We start from the raw sequence: 18,356 nt of genomic DNA on the forward strand, positions 1-18,356 counted from the left end.
TGCTTATGGAACTGAACTGCGTCCAGTACTGTATTTGTGGAACAACATAGTTCTGACATTATGCTAATTCAAAGTGAAGATAGGGGTGCCTAGAGAGATGAACTTGTATTCGCATAAACCTGAAGGGTACGAATGTCCTTTTTGTCGGATTGTGTCTGGTATTGAAAAACCCAATAAGGGGACGAAACAAAGAGACATAGTTTATCAAAATAAATACGTAACGGCGTTTATCGCTAGCAAATGGTGGCCAAATAACAAGGGGCACGTTCTTGTTGTTCCTAGTAAACATTTTGAGAATATATACGAACTTCCAGCGGAAATAGCAGCCGAAATTCATCGTGTAGCCCAATTGACAGCGATTGCTATGAAAAAAACATATAATTGCGACGGAGTTTCTACTCGACAACATAATGAGCCTGCTGGAAACCAAGATGTGTGGCATTATCATCTACACGTTTATCCAAGATATGAAAACGATAACCTTTACCTAACAAAAGGTAGTTACACTGAACCCGATGAACGTCCTTTTTACGCAGAAAAATTACGTTCGTGGATACAGAAAAACAGTCAAAATTGAATCGAAGAAATAAAAATTCAACTGTTAATCTCCACAATCGGGCGAGTTTATCGAATAACGTGTTTTTTCGTGTATTGGTCCATTTGATTAAGTAAGGCTTATTGAGCTAACGGAGCAGATTAGTACAACTAGGAGGTAAAATAAACTTTGTCGAAATACAAATAGAGGTGAAGAAAAAATGGTACATAAAATGGGGTTATATGGAGAATATTTCAAAACAATTAAAGAAGGGAAAAAGAAGGTAGAGGTTCGCTTAAACGATGAAAAGAGGAGAAAAATTAAGGTTGACGATACAATTGAATTTGTTAAAGTTCCTGAACAGAATGAAACAATGAAAGTTCAGGTTACTGAGTTAAGAAAATACGAAACGTTTGAAGCAATGTATAAAGATATTGCATTTCAATATTTTGATTGTGAAGGTTGGACAATGGAAGAAATGGTGAAAGAAACTTATGAAATATATTCACCAGAACAAGAAAATCAATGGAGTACATTGGCTATTACAATTAAGTATTCAGCCCAAAATCACTTCAACTAACGAGTGAGACACTTATATAATGAGAGTCACTTTTTTATTGAAACGGTGCAGTTTAGTTTATGAAGGAACTTCATTGGAATAAGTAGAATTCTTTTAGCTAAACAAGTAAAAACGGAGGTAATGTTAAGTGCAAAAATGGTTTGGTTCTTCAGGTGTTTGTATTAATGAAAATGGTCAATTGTTAATGGTCTTACAAGGAAAACCTGAAGAGAAAAAAACGTGGTCTATTCCATCGGGAGGAAAAGAACACGATGAGACATTTGAAGAGTGTTGTATTAGAGAAATCGAAGAAGAAACGGGATATTCAGGCGAAATTATTGAAGAAATTAAGGTTAAAAGAAAGACTTATGAACATCTTAATATAACTGCTGAAGCCCATTATTTTATAGTAAAGATTGTGGGTGGAAAAAGAAATTTTCAAGACCCTGATAATCTTATTTATGATATTGCTTGGAAAACCTTAGACGAAATAAAGAATTTAGAATTAACCTTTCCTGAAGACAGGGATTTCCTTATTAACTACATAACGAAGGTATTCAAGCTCAATTCCTTGTTCAACTAATAGGTGCTTTTGTTCAATAACGATCTTCCGCAATCAGGCGCTTATCAGGAATAAATATTATTACAGAATTGGGCCATTTTGTAGCACAAGGGAGGATATTTGTGGAAATAATTTTTATGTTTATAGCTGGAATAATAGTGTTTATTATAGCTATTCTTGCGATTATTAAAGGGGTTACACATAGGGTTCAGGCTCCAACTAATGATTTAAAAAAGGAAATTTCAACCCTTAAAAAGAGAATCGACGAATTGGAAAATGAAAATAATAAATAATATTTTCTTCAAGAATCGGGTGCAAATCTGGAATAATAACTTGAACAATTTGGCCATTATCAGGAATAACTTATTGTGGAAATGATACAAGTTTGAAAAAAATTGGTATTAAACAATCGGGACATATTGTGGAGCGATGCCTTTAAAGAAAATTAGATTTGTAGGTTAAAGGTTCTGTAAAAATTTTGTATTTAAAGTAACGGGTAAAAGTATTGAACAAGGGATGATCTGAGTAAGAAAGGAGAGTTAATGTGTTTAGTCACTCTAAAAATAACTTTAGAACAAAAAGAAAGTTTGATGTGATTGGTATTGGTGACATTATCCAATTTAATGGAGGTAAGACTTATACCGTAAAAAGGTTCGACAAAGACAAGGGCAATTATAAGAGAGTATATCTTGAACCTTATAGAGGATATCACCCTGTACAATTTCCAGGAGATAAACCATATGAGGATAGGGTATGGGAAAGCATTCGTAATCTTAATTATGAAATGGAACAAAAATCGGATTCTATTTATTATGTGAAGAAAACAAAGCAATCCGAAGAACCAGATTTTTATCGTCTTTCCATTGAGGATGCTCACAAGAAAGCTATAGAATACGACAAGAATAAGTATAAATGATGTACGAATATTGTTAAAGTAACTGGTACGTTAGCGCAATAAGACATCAGAGCTTAATGTTGAAGAAAAGGTCAAAATTGTAGAATTAATAGCGTGAAAATTGAATCAGATTGATGCGAAGAGAAGGAGTGATTAAAATGCCGACTTGTCAAAACTGCCATAATAAATGGAGTTGGAAGCAAACTTTTAAAAGAACTTTTACATCAGATGGAATGACGTGTCCCTATTGTGAAGATAAACAATATCTAACTTCGCGTGTAAGAAAGGGAAGTGCTATTATTCCTTTTATAATGATCACTTTAATAATGCTTTGTAATCTGTTCTTTGGTCCTTCCTTTATTTTCTTTTTTGCCCTTTTAGGCGTAATTCCATTATTTTTTGTCATTTATCCCTTTTTTGTTGAAGTATCTAACAAAAAAGAAGCCCTTTGGTAATTCTTTCCTCAAATAGACGACGCTACTCTAAAGCAAGGATTAAGCACTCATCTTTCATTTAAAGGGCAGGAGGGTATATATTAATGGAATATATTAATGGATTGTACGTGTCACTCGTATTGATGATGGTTATTATTTTACTTAATACTACGATATTTAATGATGAATATTCCGGGATAGCAATGTTTATTTCATTAGGAGTATTCATATTTGGGACTGTACTTTTTATAAATGCTAAACGGATAAAGTCTAGTAGAAAAGAATAGTACGGTATTAAGTAATCAGCGCATTTCCAGAATAAAGGCTTTGCGCCTTTTTGCATAAATAGGCATATTGTTGAAGGTCAACAGGGATTTTTGGTAGGGAAATCGAAGATAAAATTATGTTCTTTTAAATAATAGTTTTATTAAAAACCTCGTAGTATTTTTGGTGGTGGATATTTGTGAAACAACACTCGCTAGAGTTAAATGGTAGAAGGATGTTAAAATGGCAGGTTCGAGAATTACCCCCTTTAGACAAGAATGAAGTACTAATTAAAACAATCCTTGGCTCGATAAGTGTTGGGGCAGAAGTGCCGCAGTATGAAGAAAGTGATATTACTGATGTAAACCCCAAATATCCAAAGAACACTGGATACGAAAATTACGGGGAAGTAATGAGTATTGGGGCTAACGTTCAGTCGTTACAAATTGGTGACAGAGTAATTGCGTTTTATGGCCATAAGGATTTTTCAATAGCAAAAGAAAATAACGTGATTCCCGTTCCTAAAGATATTCCTTGCTCTCTAGCATTACTCACAATTTTATCATGTGATTCAGCAAAAGGCGTCTTAAAATTAGACCCGAACAGAGAAGAAAAGGTATTGGTTACAGGGATGGGGACAATGGGGCTATTGGCTGTCTACTTTTTAAAAAATTATGTTGGTGTTGACCAGGTTGACATCATCGAACCAGACGTTTGTCGGAGAAATATAGCCAGGAATTTTGGAGTGAAAAATGCTTTTGAAATCCAAAACCAAATGGGATATGAGTATGATTTCGGAATAGAGTGTTCAGGAAAATATAGCGCATTTCAAGTGTTGCAAAAATCCATCAAAAAAGATGGAGAGATTTGTATTTTATCTGATGGAAACAAAGAAGAATTTAGATTACAATCAGAGTTTTATGAAAAGGAGTTGCGTATAGTAGGTTCAAGTGATGGATGGGATTATAAAAAGCATTCACAATGGTTCTTTAAACATATTAAAAAAACTCCCTATATTGATCAATTATTTCAATATGAAACATCTAAGGAAAATCTCATTCAATGCTTTAAGGATTTAAGTAAAGGAACAATTAAACCTTTAAAGGTGCTTGTACGTTATTAATAACGAAAACTTAAATTATCTTTGTTCCATTAAAAGACGCAGTAAATGAATTAAAGTTACTCTTTAATAGCCCATATTACGGAATATCAATATTGGGAGGGGCATTTATGTTAAACAACAAAGGATTTAATCTATGGGCTGATAACTATGATAAGACAGTCCAGGTTAGTGAGAAAAATAATCAATATCCCTTCGCAGGATACAAAAAAATACTGAATACAATTTTTAATGAGGTAATGCAGAACAGAAATTCTAACGTTTTGGATGTCGGGTTTGGAACTGGAATATTAACAAGTAAGCTATATGAAAATGGTCACCAAATTGATGGTATAGACTTTGCATCAGAAATGATCTCCATCGCAAAAACTAAAATGCCTAATGCGAATTTGATAGAGTGGGATATTTCAAATGGCCTGCCACCTGAAATCACCGAGAATAGATATGATTCCATTATAAGCACGTATACTTTACATCATCTCGATGATAAAGAAAAAATATCGTTTATAACTAACCTGCTATCTCTTCTTAAAGAGAACGGTAAAATATTCATTGGAGATGTCTCTTTTGAAACAAGAGAGAAACTTGAAAAGTGTCGTTTAGATAATATTGAATACTGGGATAATGATGAATATTATTTAGTTCACAATGAAATTAGTTTCTCACTAAGAAATAAGTGTCATTTTTATCCAATATCTCATTGTGGTGGTGTATTTATCATTGAAAATGACTGTATTTAAATATTGTGCATTTCTTCAATTAACGGGCGCGATTGTTGAGCAACACAGGTAGAAAACAATAGTTCTTTTATAAACCAACAGTAAAAGGGTGATACATATTGTACATGTACAATATGTATCACCCTTTATTTTTTATGACTTTTTACGGTTTAGGTCTTGATAATTTTTGAGGGGGGTGATAATATGACAGTATTTGAAGCATTGGTTTTGATGATTTCTTTCGCAATCTTAATTGTAGCTATACTGTCACAACAAAAAAAGTAACCACCCATTAAACGCCTAGCGAGCATTTGGGTTGGTTACTTTTCTAACTTAGACATGTGAGCTGCCCCCTTGAAGGGCTTTTACACATTAGACCGTTCCATGTAACAGCATGGGCGGTCTTTTATTATCATATGACCTTCTACAAATAGTATACCTCATTTTCATCATTAAATAAACATGTATGGTTTATAAATGGATGGTTATAGAATAAAGCCAAAAAATAATATGCCAACTTTTAAAGTGTAAATTTTGAGCACTTTATTATAAAGTGGGTTTGTGTTATTTAAATGCCTTTTGTGTTATCTTTAAAGAAAACAATACATATTCTAATAGAATTTTAAAAGTGAGGTTGTATGAATGAATGAAATTATGTTTCACCAACGAACAGGCATAAATATTCAAGAAAAGGCAAATTTAATCTGGAGTATAGCAGATTCAATTCGAGGATTATATAAACCGCATCAGTATGGGGAAGTCATACTTCCAATGACTGTTATAAAGCGCTTTCACGATACGTTGTTACCAACTAGAGATAAAGTACAAGAAACCTATCAAAAAGTAAAACATTTAGAAGTGAAAGAAGGATTCCTACAAAAAGCTTCTGGATATGGGTTTTATAATGTAAGCAATTTTACTTTTGAACGTCTTCTTGCTGAACCGGATAATATGGAAGAAAACTTTCTAGCCTATTTAAATGGGTTTTCTGAAAATGTCCAAGACGTTTTAAAGAACTTTGAATTTGAACGAGAGATAAAAAAGCTTGCCAATAATGATAAATTATTCTTTATCATCCAAGAGTTTAATTCGGAAAAGGCATACATGGGGCCAGACAGAATTACAAGCACCGATATGGGGTACATATTTGAAGAACTCATCAAGAAGTTTTCTGAAAGCTATGATGAGGAAGCAGGTTCTCACTTTACCAGTCGTGACATAATTTACCTCATGACAGATCTATTAATTGCAGAAGAGAAAGATGTATTAATTGATGAAGGCGTTGCCAAAACAGTATATGACCAGACAATGGGTACTTCCCAAATGTTGAGCGCAATGGAGGAAAGATTGAAAGCATTGGATGCTGAGGCAGATGTTACTACGTTTGGACAGGAAATTAATGAACAAACCTTTGCTATTGCCAAGGCTGATACGATGATTCGAAATGGCGATTCGAATAATATGAGACTAGGAAACACGCTAACGGAGGATCAATTCGAAGGTTATACCTTCGACTATTGTATTTCCAATCCACCGTTTGGAACTGACTGGAAATCAGAGTATAAAAAGGTGAAAGACGAACATGACCGTGGAGAAGCAGGTCGATTTGGTGTTGGGCTACCCAAGAAGAATGATGGTCAACTCCTCTTTTTATTAAATGGGTTAAGTAAACTTAAAGACACTGGGCGAATGGCAATTATACATAATGGTTCAGCTTTATTCAGTGGAAATGTCGGTGGTGGAGAAAGTGAAATCCGTCGTCATGTCATTGAGAATGATTATTTAGAAGCTATTGTCCAGCTGCCTAATGATTCCTTTTACAACACGGGTATTGCTACATATGTATGGGTTTTAACCAAAGAGAAACCAAAACATCGTATTGGAAAAATACAGTTGGTTGATGCTTCCAATATGTATGAAAAAAGAAGGAAAAATATCGGTAGTAAACGAGTTGACATCAGTGAAGCTTGCCGTGAAATAATTGTAAAAGCATATGGGGAATTTTTAAATAAAGAATATTCTATAGGCGAAAGAATGCTTGAATCGAAAATATTAGACAACGAGGATTTTGGTTTATATAAAGTAACCGTGGAAACACCACAGTATGACGAAGAAGGAAATATTGTGCTGAAAAAGAATAAACCTATAGCAGATAAAGATAAAAGAGACACAGAGGAAATTCCATTAAAAGAGAACATTCAAGCATATGTGGAAAAAGAAATAAAGCCATTTAATCCTGATGCTTGGGTTGATGAGAAGAAAACTAAAATTGGATACGAAATACCATTCACACGTCTTTTCTATAAATTTGAACAACCAGAAAAAGCCGATGATATTGCTGCACGTATTAGAGAAATAGAAAAAGAGATTGTGAAATCCTTTGAAGCCTTGTCAGGTGAGGAGGTAAAAGTGAATGATTAGGGAAATGGTAGATAGCGAGATTGAATGGATAGGGGATATTCCTAATGATTGGAGTGTATTAAGTTTTAAATATATAATGCAAAAGAAAAAGGAAATATGTAAAAAATACAATGGTGAAAATATACTATCCCTTACAAAAAAAGGAGTTATAATTAGGGATTTAAATAACCCTACTGGAAAAATGCCAGGAAGTTTTGATGGTTATCAAAAATTGAAAAAAGGAAATATATTATTATGTTTATTTGATATAGATGTTACACCAAGATGCGTTGGAATAATAAAATATGAAGGTTTAACTAGTCCAGCTTATAGTCAATTTGAACTCAAAGAGAGTAATTCATTAAGATATTACAATTATTTATTGACCTTTTTAGATGATAAAAAAGTTTTATTACATTTAACAAAAAGTCTAAGAAATACATTAACCGAGAATGATTTTGGTCAAATGAAAACAATTCAACCACCTTTCGAAACACAACAAAAAGTAGCCAATTTCCTTGATAATAAAGTTTCACAAATTGATTCCATTATCGAGAAAACAAAACAGTCTATTGAGGAATTGAAAAAGTATAAACAATCGTTAATTACTGAGACAGTAACAAAAGGCTTGTATTCAGACATTGAAATGAAAGAAAGTGGGGTAAATTGGATAGGGAGTATTCCAAAACATTGGGGTCTATCATATTTTAAATATGAAATATATATAAGAGCAAGACTTGGTTGGAAAGGTTTAAAAGCCCAAGAATATGTTGATAAAGGTATTGCATTTTTATCTACTCCTAACATAAAAGGAGAATATATTGAATTCAACAACGTTAATTATATAACAAGAGAGAGATATGAAGAGTCTCCGGAAATTAAATTATCAAAAAGCGATGTATTATTGACTAAAGATGGGTCAACTTTAGGTACTGTAAATGTTGTTAGATCTTTAAATGAAGAAGCCACAGTAAATAGTTCTATAGCGGTATTAACACCTTCTGATAATTTAGATGCGATATATTTATACTATTTGATAATGAGTGATTATATTCAAAATGATATTCGGTTAAAAAAGGATGGAATGGGCGTGCCACATTTATTCCAAAAAGACATTAGACAATTTCGATTGATTCTTCCACCATTGGATGAGCAAAGGCAAATTTCCATCTATTTAGATGATAAAGTGCAGTCAATTAATCGGATTATAAGTAACAAGGATAAATTGATATTCGAGTTGGAAAACTACAAAAAATCACTCATCTACGAATATGTCACAGGAAAAAAGGAGGTCATTTAATTGGCTTTTGAAGACACGGAAAAACGCTTTGAAGAAGATATTGAAACATACCTATTAACGGGAGGTGGGTATGTAAAAGGCAATCAAGCAAACTATGATAAAGAAAAAGCTATTGATATCCATCAATTAATAGAATTTATACAAGAAACACAACAAAAAGCATGGGTTCGATATAACAAAATATACGGAGAACAAGCTCCCAAACAGTTGTATAGGCGGTTGAATGATGAAATTGATTCTAACGGTATTTTGCATGTACTACGAAATGGCATTACAGATCGTGGGGTCAAATTGAAAATTGCCTTCTTTAAACCTGACTCCACTTTAAATGAAAAGACCATACAAAATTACCAATCCAATAAATTAGCGGTTACGCGTCAGTTTGCTTATACAACAGCAAATCATAATTCTTTGGATATGGTCTTATCACTTAATGGGATTCCGATTGTCGCAATGGAATTAAAGAATCAAATCAAAGGACAATCAGTGGAACATGGTAAGAAGCAATTTATGTATGACCGTGATCCAAGAGAGAAATTATTTCAGTTTAATAAACGTGTTCTCGTTTATTTTGTTGCTGATTTAAATGAAGTATGGATGACAACAAAGCTAGATGGTAAAGACACCTTCTTTTTACCTTTTAATCAAGGGTCGAACGGTGCTGGAGATGTTGGCGGTGCAGGAAACCCCCCAAATCCAGATGGTTATATTACGTCCTATCTATGGGGAAAAGTACTTCAAAAAGATAGCCTAATGAACATTATTCATCGTTTTATGCACTTGGAAGTGAAAAAACAAAAGATATTAAAAAAAGGACGCGGGCAAAATAAAGTGAGTTCAAAATTGATTTTCCCTCGTTTCCACCAGCTAGATGTCGTTCGAAAACTGGTTCACACTGTTCGGTTAAAAGGTAGCGGGGATAATTATTTAATTCAACATAGTGCAGGGTCTGGAAAATCCAATAGTATCGCATGGTTAGCGTATCATCTCGCTAGCTTACATGGCGATGATGATAAGAGTATATTTAATTCGGTTATCGTTGTGACAGACCGGACTGTTTTAGATCGTCAATTACAAGACACAATCTCTAGCTTTGATCACACGGATGGATTAGTGGAAACAATTGGAGAAAGAAAAACATCAAGGGATTTAAAAGATGCTATTAATGATGGCAAACGCATTATCATTACAACACTGCAAAAGTTCCCTGTTATTTATGAAGAGGTGGATGTCAATCAAGGAAACCGATTTGCGGTTCTTGTAGATGAAGCACATTCCTCACAGACAGGAACAAGTGCTAAAAAGTTAAAGGCAGCACTTGCTGATACTGAAGATGCTTTAAGGGAATATGCGGAGCTGGAAGCTGAAATTGAGGAAAAAACGCCAGATCAAGAAGATAAACTTGTACAAGAGCTTTTATCACATGGAAGCCATGATAATTTAAGCTTCTTTGCTTTTACAGCAACCCCTAAAGAAAAAACACTTGAGATGTTTGGAACAAAACAATCCGATGATTCGTTTCGACCGTTTCATATTTATAGCATGAGGCAAGCAATTGAAGAAGGGTTTATTTTAGATGTACTGCAAAACTATATGACCTATCAAATGTCTTATAAAATTGCGAAGAATACACCAGATAACCCAGAATTATCAACAACTCAGGGTGTAAAAGCTATTAGACGATATCAGTCCTTGCACTCTCATAATTTACAACAGAAAACAGCCATTATGATTGAGCATTTCCGAAATGTAACACAACATGAAATTGGCGGCAGAGCCAAAGCGATGGTGGTCACAGCTTCACGTTTACATGCTGTTCGTTATTTCTTTGAATTTAAGCGTTATATTGAGAATAAAGGATATGACGATATGGATGTGCTCGTCGCATTTTCCGGAACAGTCCAGGATGAAAATGAAGAGTACACTGAAGAGCAATTAAACAAAACAAAAGACGGCAAACGTGTGAAGGAAAATCAGCTAAAAGAAACATTTCATACCGATGAATTCAATGTTCTAGTAGTTGCCGAGAAATATCAAACTGGGTTTGACGAACCGTTACTGCATACCATGTTTGTTGATAAAAAACTTTCTGGTGTGAAGGCTGTCCAAACTCTTTCCCGGTTGAATCGTACGCATCCAGGTAAAAACAATACTTTTATATTGGATTTTGTGAATGAAGCAGACGATATTCAGAAGGCTTTTCAGCCATTTTATGAAGTAACAGAACTAGACAAGGAAATTGATGTTAACCTTATCTATGATACGAAAACAAAGCTGAGAAATTATAAAATCTATAACGATCAAGACATAAAAAAACTCACTAAAATTTATTTGAAAAATGGCAGCCAATCAGATAAGGATTTGGGAAGAATAGCGAGTCACTTGATACCAATTATTAAAAGATATGAGGAACTAGACGACCAGCAGCAATATGAGTTTCGAGTGACAGTTCGTAATTTTAATAAATGGTATTCCTACATTACACAATTAACAAGGATGTTTGATAAAGAGTTGCATGAGGAATTTATCTTCAATTCTTATTTGATTAAATTCATTCCCAAGAATAGTACTGAAAAAATTGATATTAAAGACAAAGTGAAACTGGAGTATTACAAGCTGGAACAAACCTTTAATGGGGATATCGCATTAGAAAAAAATACAAATGGCTACCAATTAAGTAACCCAGATAACGTAGAGACTGGAATTAAACCACCAGAAGATGATGATTTACTAGAAAATATCGTAAGACGAGTTAATGAAAAATATGATGGTAAAATATCTGAATCTGATCGTGTTATTATTGAAGGAGTTACACGTAAAGCGAAAGAATCCAATGATCGATTAAAGAGCCTTGCAAGAAATAATGATGAGGAAATGTTTGAAAAAAGTCTGTTTCCTGGGGTTTTCGAAAAGGCTTCTCAAGACTTATATATGGAACAAATGGACTCTTATTCGAAACTATTTGAAGATAAATCGTATTATAATACGATTATGATGGCAGTTGCGAAAGAGATTTATAAGGAATTAAGAAGTGAATAAAAAGAAGTTTGAGGTGTAATCGATGAGTACAAAAAGTCATCAACCATATAAATCTGTCCGTATTTATCCAGAGGATTTTCAAGAATTTAAAGAAATTGCCTTTTATCAAGATAAGAAGATAATCGAAGTGATTTCAGAGTCGCTCTCGCTGCTTAAGCAAAAGGTGAATTTGGATAAAGAAATTGATATTCATCTGACAACAAAGCCTTCAGAGATAAAGAAATGCATTGAAGGTATTGAGTTGCTTATAGCAAATCAAAGTGCAAATAAAAATTCAAATGCGATAGACCTTGAAGATAATGACTTCTATAGGAAGTTGAAGGGGCTAACTTAAATCATTGTTTAGGATAAGGTTTATAGATTTCTAATTTATAAAATAGGGGGCGGTAAAGTTTGAATAGCTCGGTTGTTGAAGTATTAAAAGAGAGCTTAATAGAGAAAAACGTAACTTTTCTTCTCGGTGCGGGAGCATCAGCACCGTATTTTTCATCTTTGGGTAACTTTGAGGAAATACTATCAAATGAGAATATAGATTATCGAGGTAAGAAATTAGTGAAAGCACTTTTTTATTATCAATCTATAAGGGATAACGTATATTTACATCATTTTATGTTTGATAAATGCTGTTGCAATGATAAAAAAGACTTAATGCTGTCTATCATAGATGAATATTCTAGATTTATTCACAATGGGATAGAATTTTTAAAGGTAAGAAATAGTAGGATTTCACCTAAAAGATTTAATGTGATTACTACCAATTATGATCTATTTATAGAGTCTTCAATTGACCGGCTACTCGAAATGAATCCCCGAATATTTTTTAATGACGGGACAAACGGGTATGGAAAAAGAGTTATAAGTACGGATAATTTTAATAAAACATTACTTTATTCGGGGGTATTCGATAATTATTCAAATGAGATGCCGGCCGTGAATTTAATTAAATGCCATGGCTCCATAAATTGGAAGGAATATGCGAAAAATAATAACCGTTCAAAAATACAGGTAGCAATTGAGGAGAATTTAATTTCTCCAATAAACAATGATTTAGAAATTGTTATACAAGAGATTAATCAATACTTTAAAGAGTTTCCATTTATTATGAATACTGACTCCCTAGAAAATCTTATTGAAAATATGAATAATATCGAATTAGTTAATGAAGGTTTGATTAACGAGTTAAATTTTATTGGTGAACATGCAGGCGAAAGTTTATCGAAACTCATTGAAAAAGTTGAAGCACTACAGATTGTCTTACCGACTAAAGATAAATTCCAAACTACCTTGATAAAAGAACATTATTTTAGCATGCTAAGACTTCTTAGTTATGAACTTGAAAAAAAACAATCTCTACTGGTTGTATTTGGTTTTTCATTTCAGGATGAACATATATCAGAAATTGTACAGAGGTCGTTAAATAATCCAGCTCTTTTAGTTATTATCTTTTGTTTTACTGATAATGACAAAAGTAATATCATATCACAATTTAATTTTTCAATTGGGAATGTCCCAATTAATATAAAGTTCATTGAACCCAAAGATTTTTTAATAAAAGAAATGGATGAAGAAAATTATATGGAAGAGGAAGAAAACCAAGACGACTCAAATTTTACTGTAATAACAAATGAAGGTAGAGTATCTATATATTCAAATGTAGTATCAGAAAATGAAGCTGGAAATTCTGTTATTCCTGTACTGAATTTTTCGTCATTTAATTCAATATTGGAAATGAATATTGTAAATAAATATATACCTATAGTGGATAAAGAAACAGGGGATACAGAATGAATAGTTTAGAAATTGGGGTAGTTGTTGAAGTAAATGGTTTTGTATCAAAAGTTGCTACTTTTGATGATGCTAATCACGCAACATTTATATATAATGGAGAGTTAATAAAAAACGTTAGTGTCAACAGTTTTGTTATTATTTCCCAAGGGTTTATTAAAATTATTGCAAAAGTGAATTCGGAATCCTTTTGGGATAATTTAAATAGCGCAAAAGGATACAATTTGGATAATAGGTTTTCTAAAAATAGCATTAAGAGACTTATTGAAATACAAACTGTTGGTTATATTAAAAATGGAAAGTTTATAAGTGGAGCTTCATTTCTACCTATGATTGGTAACTTTTGCAATATACCTACGAATGAAGAAGTAAATCAAATATTTATTAATAATTATATTTCTGAAGATAATAGTTTTACTATTCCAATTGGGAAAAGTTTAAATGAAAACAATGACATTTCGTTGCCTGTAAATTCATTTTTTGCTTCCCATATAGGTGTTTTTGGAAATACAGGAAGCGGTAAGTCGAATACATTACATAAACTATATTATGAATTGTTTACTAGAAATGAGTTGCCAAACTTCACAACCAACAGTTCCTTTTTAGTATTAGACTTTAATGGTGAATATGTACATGAGAAATCCTTTGGCATTGAAAAAAATGATGAAATAAATAAGGAAATTTATGAATTAACATCAAGAAATGATTCTAGTGATAAGATTCCGATTAAATATGATGCTTTTTTTGATGATGAGATGCTTTCAATCCTGTTTTCAGCGACTCAACAAACTCAAAAGCCTTTTATTACAAGAGTACTAAATAGAACTAAGAAATATAAATCTAATGAACACTCTCTACCAAATTGGGTTACATATCTAATCAAACAAATTTATACAGGTATTCCTAATCAAAATATTAGAGATCTTATGGTAGAGATTTTGGAAAAATATTTTGATGATATTGAACAACATCTAATTAATATCAAGCAAACAAATATTTATGCTAAGGATAAAAAAGAATGTTTTTATCTCGAAAATGGAATAGAGTTTGGAAAGGGAGCCTTTTTTGACGGAGATTTAAATGATGAATTAATCGAGGCATTGAACATAAACAATATTGAAAGTTATATATCAGAAATAGAGATAGATGAATTTCAAAAATTTGAATTACGATGCCACTTACAATTAGTTAATGATTTACTGTTTGGAAATGTAGCTCAGGAGCATATACTACCTTTACTTAAAAGGATTGAGTCTAGATTTAGTAAAATTAATAATTTCATTGAAATAGTAGAAGAATTACCTGTGGACCCTTTTTTACAAATAATCTCTCTTAGGGATTTAAATACAGAATCAAAAAAGTTTCTTTCACTGATTATTTCAAAGATGTGCTTTGACGGTCATAAATCAAAAAAAGACAAAAAGAGTTTTCATCTTATAATAGATGAAGCTCATAATATATTATCAAGCCAATCTTTAAGAGAACAAGACGGTTGGATGGATTATAGACTAGAGTTATTTGAAGAAATAATAAAGGAAGGCAGGAAATTTGGTTTTTTCCTAACACTATCAAGTCAACGCCCTTCTGATATATCACCCACAATACTTTCTCAAGTGCATAATTTTTTTCTTCATAAGTTGGTGAATGAAAGAGATTTGAAGATTATAGATAACTCTATATCAACACTAGACAGGGTTTCTAAATCTATGTTACCTGTTCTTTCGCCAGGGGTATGTATTATATCTGGTACAGCGCTAACAATGCCTGTGTCTGTTTCGGTGGATTTTATTGATAATATTGATTTAAGACCTCAGAGTGATACTATTATATTAACTGATTTATGGAAATGATTTATTTGATTTCTTTTATAAACTGACATTTTGGTGACAAAATTGGTGTCTTAATCATGTTGTAAAATAAATCAAAACAAGTTGTGATACAATCATTAAAAATAACTTTCTAAATCGTGTTCTATGAACGTTTTCCATAAGCTGAAACGAATCAAAAACTCTTAACCTGTTTCTTACACTAGGTGCCGCGGAGAACACTTTTGTGACAATTAAAAATGTCACAAAAAAGTAACGAGGAAAAATAAAACCACGAAAAAAATTGAATGTAAGTACCGTGAATGAAGAGTTATATATACCTTAAATACTTAAAATATCCGAATGAAATACTTTAAAATTAAGTCAAGTACGGGCCAGCAAGATGTAATTTTTAATCCTGTAACTGTAATATTTGAAATTTTGAAGTTGTATAACAATGTTATAACGAAGCCTATTTTTTACACGTAAATTAATTTTGCATTAAAATTAAAAATAATTTAAATGGTTGCGCTTTCTACACATTCTTTCTTTAGTTACCCAGATCTTGAAGAATTTATTATAACTTTAAATTTGTTGTATTTTGGTTTTATCGTACCTTAGATAATATAAAAATAAAAATAAAAAATAAAAATAATAAAATACGAAGGAGGAGGAAAATGGACTTATTTTCTTATGCAGTTCATCCAAATAGAATAAAAAATAGAATTGGACAATTTGTTGCTAGCGAAGTTAGCGATAGAAAAAAGACGAGTACAATTGTAAAAACACTAAATTTTCTTGATCGTTACGATTTAGCAGAACAATTTATATCATATGCTGAAAATAATGCATATAATAGATTTTATAATGATTTAGGAGACTCATATAATACAAGTGAATTTTTAAACGAAATTGCACTTTTTATAGATGTAACTATTCCAAAAGCTTACAACAAATATGTAAGACATATTGAAGGTGAATACAGTATCGAAAATACAGGACTTGTGTATTATTTCGATAATGATGAAATGACTGAACTATCAAGACAGATGAACAGAATTAGGTCACAATTTAATGACGAGGCCCATAATAATGTGGAAATTATTGAATTAAATGTGCCATTTGTAGAGAAGGATCAAGCTAAGGCATTAGGAGCAAAATGGGACCCTAAAAAAAAGACCTGGTATTTGAGAGGAAGTCATAAGAAAGAACTTTTTAAAAGGTGGTTACCCAAGAGTAGATAACAATAAGCGCCTCCCCCCCATCCACCCAGAGATTTCAATATTATTAAACAGGGTATTTTCAATCTTGAAACGAAAAACCCATTGATTTTTTACACATATTTTACACATCAAACTACACCAATACAGTCATGTCAGTTTTTAAAAGTTATATTCGACCCCGACCACCGGTATCGATAAAAGCAGGAAATATGCCTTTAAGGCCAAGTGTTCTCACAGTTAGTGAGAGCTCTTTTTTTGTATCCATTTCGCACGAGCCAGGTTGAAAAAACGAGTGTTCTTTTAATGAACTATGAGACGTTTTTTTGAGGATGTACGAGTACGGGATTTTCAGGTAACATACAAACGTTAATAAAATATTAGATGAACTACGTATCGTTTCTCCCTTAGGTGCGAATTTTCTGAAGGGTTTAAATTAGGCAATCCGTTTGATAAAAAGGGCTTAAGCATGATATAAGTGTAAAGGAAGCAAGGATACTTTGTTAGTTGATTTTGGGATTAGTTTTGGTCAATATCCCATAATGAGAGGATTGGAATTTGATTATGAAAGATAATTTTTGGCGTGATTTACCACGACCATTTTTTATATTGGCACCAATGGAAGATGTGACAGATGTTGTTTTTCGCCATGTCGTTAGTGAAGCGGCCAGACCTGATGTGTTTTTTACAGAGTTTACAAACTCAGAAAGCTATTGTCATCCAGAAGGGCGACAAAGTGTGCGCGGGCGCTTGACCTTTACAGAGGATGAGCAGCCAATAGTTGCCCATATTTGGGGGGATAAGCCTGAGTACTTTAGAAAAATGAGTATTGGTATGGCTGAACAAGGATTTAAAGGTCTGGATATTAATATGGGATGTCCTGTAGCTAATGTCGCAGGGAATGGGAAAGGCTCTGGTCTTATCCGTCGTCCAGAAGTTGCAGCAGAGCTAATACAAGCTGCAAAAGCAGGAGGACTACCTGTTAGTGTAAAGACAAGACTCGGTTATACGTATATTGATGAATGGTTTGAATGGCTAAGACATGTATTGGAACAAGATATTGTTAATCTCTCGATACATCTTCGTACAAGAAAAGAAATGAGTAAAGTAGATGCTCACTGGGAGCTAATTCCGGAGATAAAAAAGCTTCGTGATGAGGTCGCTCCAAATACATTATTGACCATCAACGGTGATATTCCTGACCGGCAAACCGGCATGGAGCTTGTGGAACAATATGGTGTAGATGGAGTAATGATCGGACGGGGAATTTTTAAAAATCCATTTGCTTTTGAAAAGCAGCCGAAGCAGCATAGTAGTAAAGAACTGCTTGATATCTTAAGGCTGCACTTGAATCTTTTCGATAAATATTCAAAAATAGAACCACGTTCGTTCAAGCCCCTTCGCCGCTTTTTTAAGATCTATGTTCGTGGCTTTAAAGGGGCAAGTGAATTAAGAAGTCAAATGATGGAAACATTGTCAACGGATGAAGTACGTGCATTGCTTGATCACTTTGAGTTAAAAAATAGCGATTTAGTCGGAGGAGGAGAAGAATTCTAAGTAAGGTAAATCTTACACGGATATCCCCCAAACATACTAAGATTAGTAGTACAAAACCAAGGCCATGGTTTTGTGCTACTATTTTTTTATAGTAGGAGTGAAGAAAAGCCGATCTAACTTTGGGATCAATATTGAATCCGCACCCCAAACAGGCTCACTTCA

Annotated in this window: 18 protein-coding genes; all 18 read left to right on the top strand. The window is 32.9% G+C overall.

Annotated elements, in window-relative coordinates; genetic code table 11:
• The first annotated feature begins 97 nt into the window (after window positions 1-97).
• The 18 genes from JKP73_RS20920 (at window position 98) to JKP73_RS21000 (ending at window position 18,194) form a co-directional block, all read left to right on the top strand.
• Window positions 98-577 carry an HIT family protein gene (locus JKP73_RS20920; protein WP_200411800.1) on the top strand — a complete coding sequence of 160 codons (480 nt, stop codon included), beginning with the start codon at window positions 98-100 and terminating at the stop codon, window positions 575-577.
• A gap of 178 nt (window positions 578-755) precedes the next feature.
• Entirely contained in the window at window positions 756-1,115 is a 360-nt protein-coding gene (locus JKP73_RS20925; protein WP_200411801.1) for an ASCH domain-containing protein, read from the top strand.
• A 127-nt stretch (window positions 1,116-1,242) separates the two neighbouring features.
• Window positions 1,243-1,677, top strand: a complete 435-nt coding sequence (locus tag JKP73_RS20930; protein WP_200411802.1) for an NUDIX hydrolase — start codon at window positions 1,243-1,245, stop codon at window positions 1,675-1,677.
• 101 nt (window positions 1,678-1,778) lie between these two features.
• Window positions 1,779-1,949: a hypothetical protein gene (locus JKP73_RS20935; protein ID WP_200411803.1), complete on the top strand. Its 171-nt coding sequence runs from the start codon at window positions 1,779-1,781 to the stop codon at window positions 1,947-1,949.
• Window positions 1,950-2,200: 251 nt separating this feature from the next.
• Window positions 2,201-2,572 (top strand): hypothetical protein, encoded by a 372-nt coding sequence (locus JKP73_RS20940; RefSeq protein ID WP_200411804.1) that lies wholly within the window; start codon window positions 2,201-2,203, stop codon window positions 2,570-2,572.
• 137 nt (window positions 2,573-2,709) lie between these two features.
• Window positions 2,710-3,006, top strand: coding sequence for a TIGR04104 family putative zinc finger protein (locus tag JKP73_RS20945; protein ID WP_200411805.1), 297 nt, complete (start codon window positions 2,710-2,712; stop codon window positions 3,004-3,006).
• An 83-nt stretch (window positions 3,007-3,089) separates the two neighbouring features.
• Window positions 3,090-3,272, top strand: coding sequence for a hypothetical protein (locus JKP73_RS20950; RefSeq protein WP_200411806.1), 183 nt, complete (start codon window positions 3,090-3,092; stop codon window positions 3,270-3,272).
• A gap of 176 nt (window positions 3,273-3,448) precedes the next feature.
• Window positions 3,449-4,372: a zinc-dependent alcohol dehydrogenase gene (locus tag JKP73_RS20955; protein ID WP_200411807.1), complete on the top strand. Its 924-nt coding sequence runs from the start codon at window positions 3,449-3,451 to the stop codon at window positions 4,370-4,372.
• A 107-nt stretch (window positions 4,373-4,479) separates the two neighbouring features.
• Window positions 4,480-5,109 carry a class I SAM-dependent methyltransferase gene (locus tag JKP73_RS20960; protein WP_200411808.1) on the top strand — a complete coding sequence of 210 codons (630 nt, stop codon included), beginning with the start codon at window positions 4,480-4,482 and terminating at the stop codon, window positions 5,107-5,109.
• 183 nt (window positions 5,110-5,292) lie between these two features.
• Window positions 5,293-5,373, top strand: a complete 81-nt coding sequence (locus JKP73_RS23670; protein ID WP_369074071.1) for a putative holin-like toxin — start codon at window positions 5,293-5,295, stop codon at window positions 5,371-5,373.
• Window positions 5,374-5,730: 357 nt separating this feature from the next.
• On the top strand, window positions 5,731-7,509 hold the full coding sequence (locus JKP73_RS20965; RefSeq protein WP_200411809.1) for a type I restriction-modification system subunit M: 1,779 nt from the start codon (window positions 5,731-5,733) through the stop codon (window positions 7,507-7,509).
• Window positions 7,502-8,788: a restriction endonuclease subunit S gene (locus tag JKP73_RS20970; protein ID WP_200411810.1), complete on the top strand. Its 1,287-nt coding sequence runs from the start codon at window positions 7,502-7,504 to the stop codon at window positions 8,786-8,788. The genes JKP73_RS20965 and JKP73_RS20970 overlap by 8 nt, the downstream gene beginning before the upstream one ends.
• Window positions 8,789-11,827: a type I restriction endonuclease subunit R gene (locus JKP73_RS20975; protein WP_200411811.1), complete on the top strand. Its 3,039-nt coding sequence runs from the start codon at window positions 8,789-8,791 to the stop codon at window positions 11,825-11,827.
• Between the two features lie 22 nt (window positions 11,828-11,849).
• Complete coding sequence (locus JKP73_RS20980) at window positions 11,850-12,161, top strand: hypothetical protein (protein WP_200411812.1); 312 nt, start codon at window positions 11,850-11,852, stop codon at window positions 12,159-12,161.
• A 59-nt stretch (window positions 12,162-12,220) separates the two neighbouring features.
• Window positions 12,221-13,615 (top strand): SIR2 family protein, encoded by a 1,395-nt coding sequence (locus tag JKP73_RS20985; protein WP_200411813.1) that lies wholly within the window; start codon window positions 12,221-12,223, stop codon window positions 13,613-13,615.
• On the top strand, window positions 13,612-15,462 hold the full coding sequence (locus tag JKP73_RS20990) for an ATP-binding protein (protein WP_200411814.1): 1,851 nt from the start codon (window positions 13,612-13,614) through the stop codon (window positions 15,460-15,462). Before JKP73_RS20985 ends, JKP73_RS20990 begins: the two co-directional genes overlap by 4 nt.
• A gap of 632 nt (window positions 15,463-16,094) precedes the next feature.
• Window positions 16,095-16,661 (top strand): DUF5710 domain-containing protein, encoded by a 567-nt coding sequence (locus tag JKP73_RS20995; RefSeq protein WP_200411815.1) that lies wholly within the window; start codon window positions 16,095-16,097, stop codon window positions 16,659-16,661.
• 540 nt (window positions 16,662-17,201) lie between these two features.
• On the top strand, window positions 17,202-18,194 hold the full coding sequence (locus tag JKP73_RS21000; RefSeq protein WP_041203124.1) for a tRNA dihydrouridine synthase: 993 nt from the start codon (window positions 17,202-17,204) through the stop codon (window positions 18,192-18,194).
• Window positions 18,195-18,356: the final 162 nt, after the last annotated feature.

This window comes from Virgibacillus salexigens (assembly GCF_014905415.1).
GTDB lineage: Bacteria > Bacillota > Bacilli > Bacillales > Amphibacillaceae > Virgibacillus > Virgibacillus salexigens.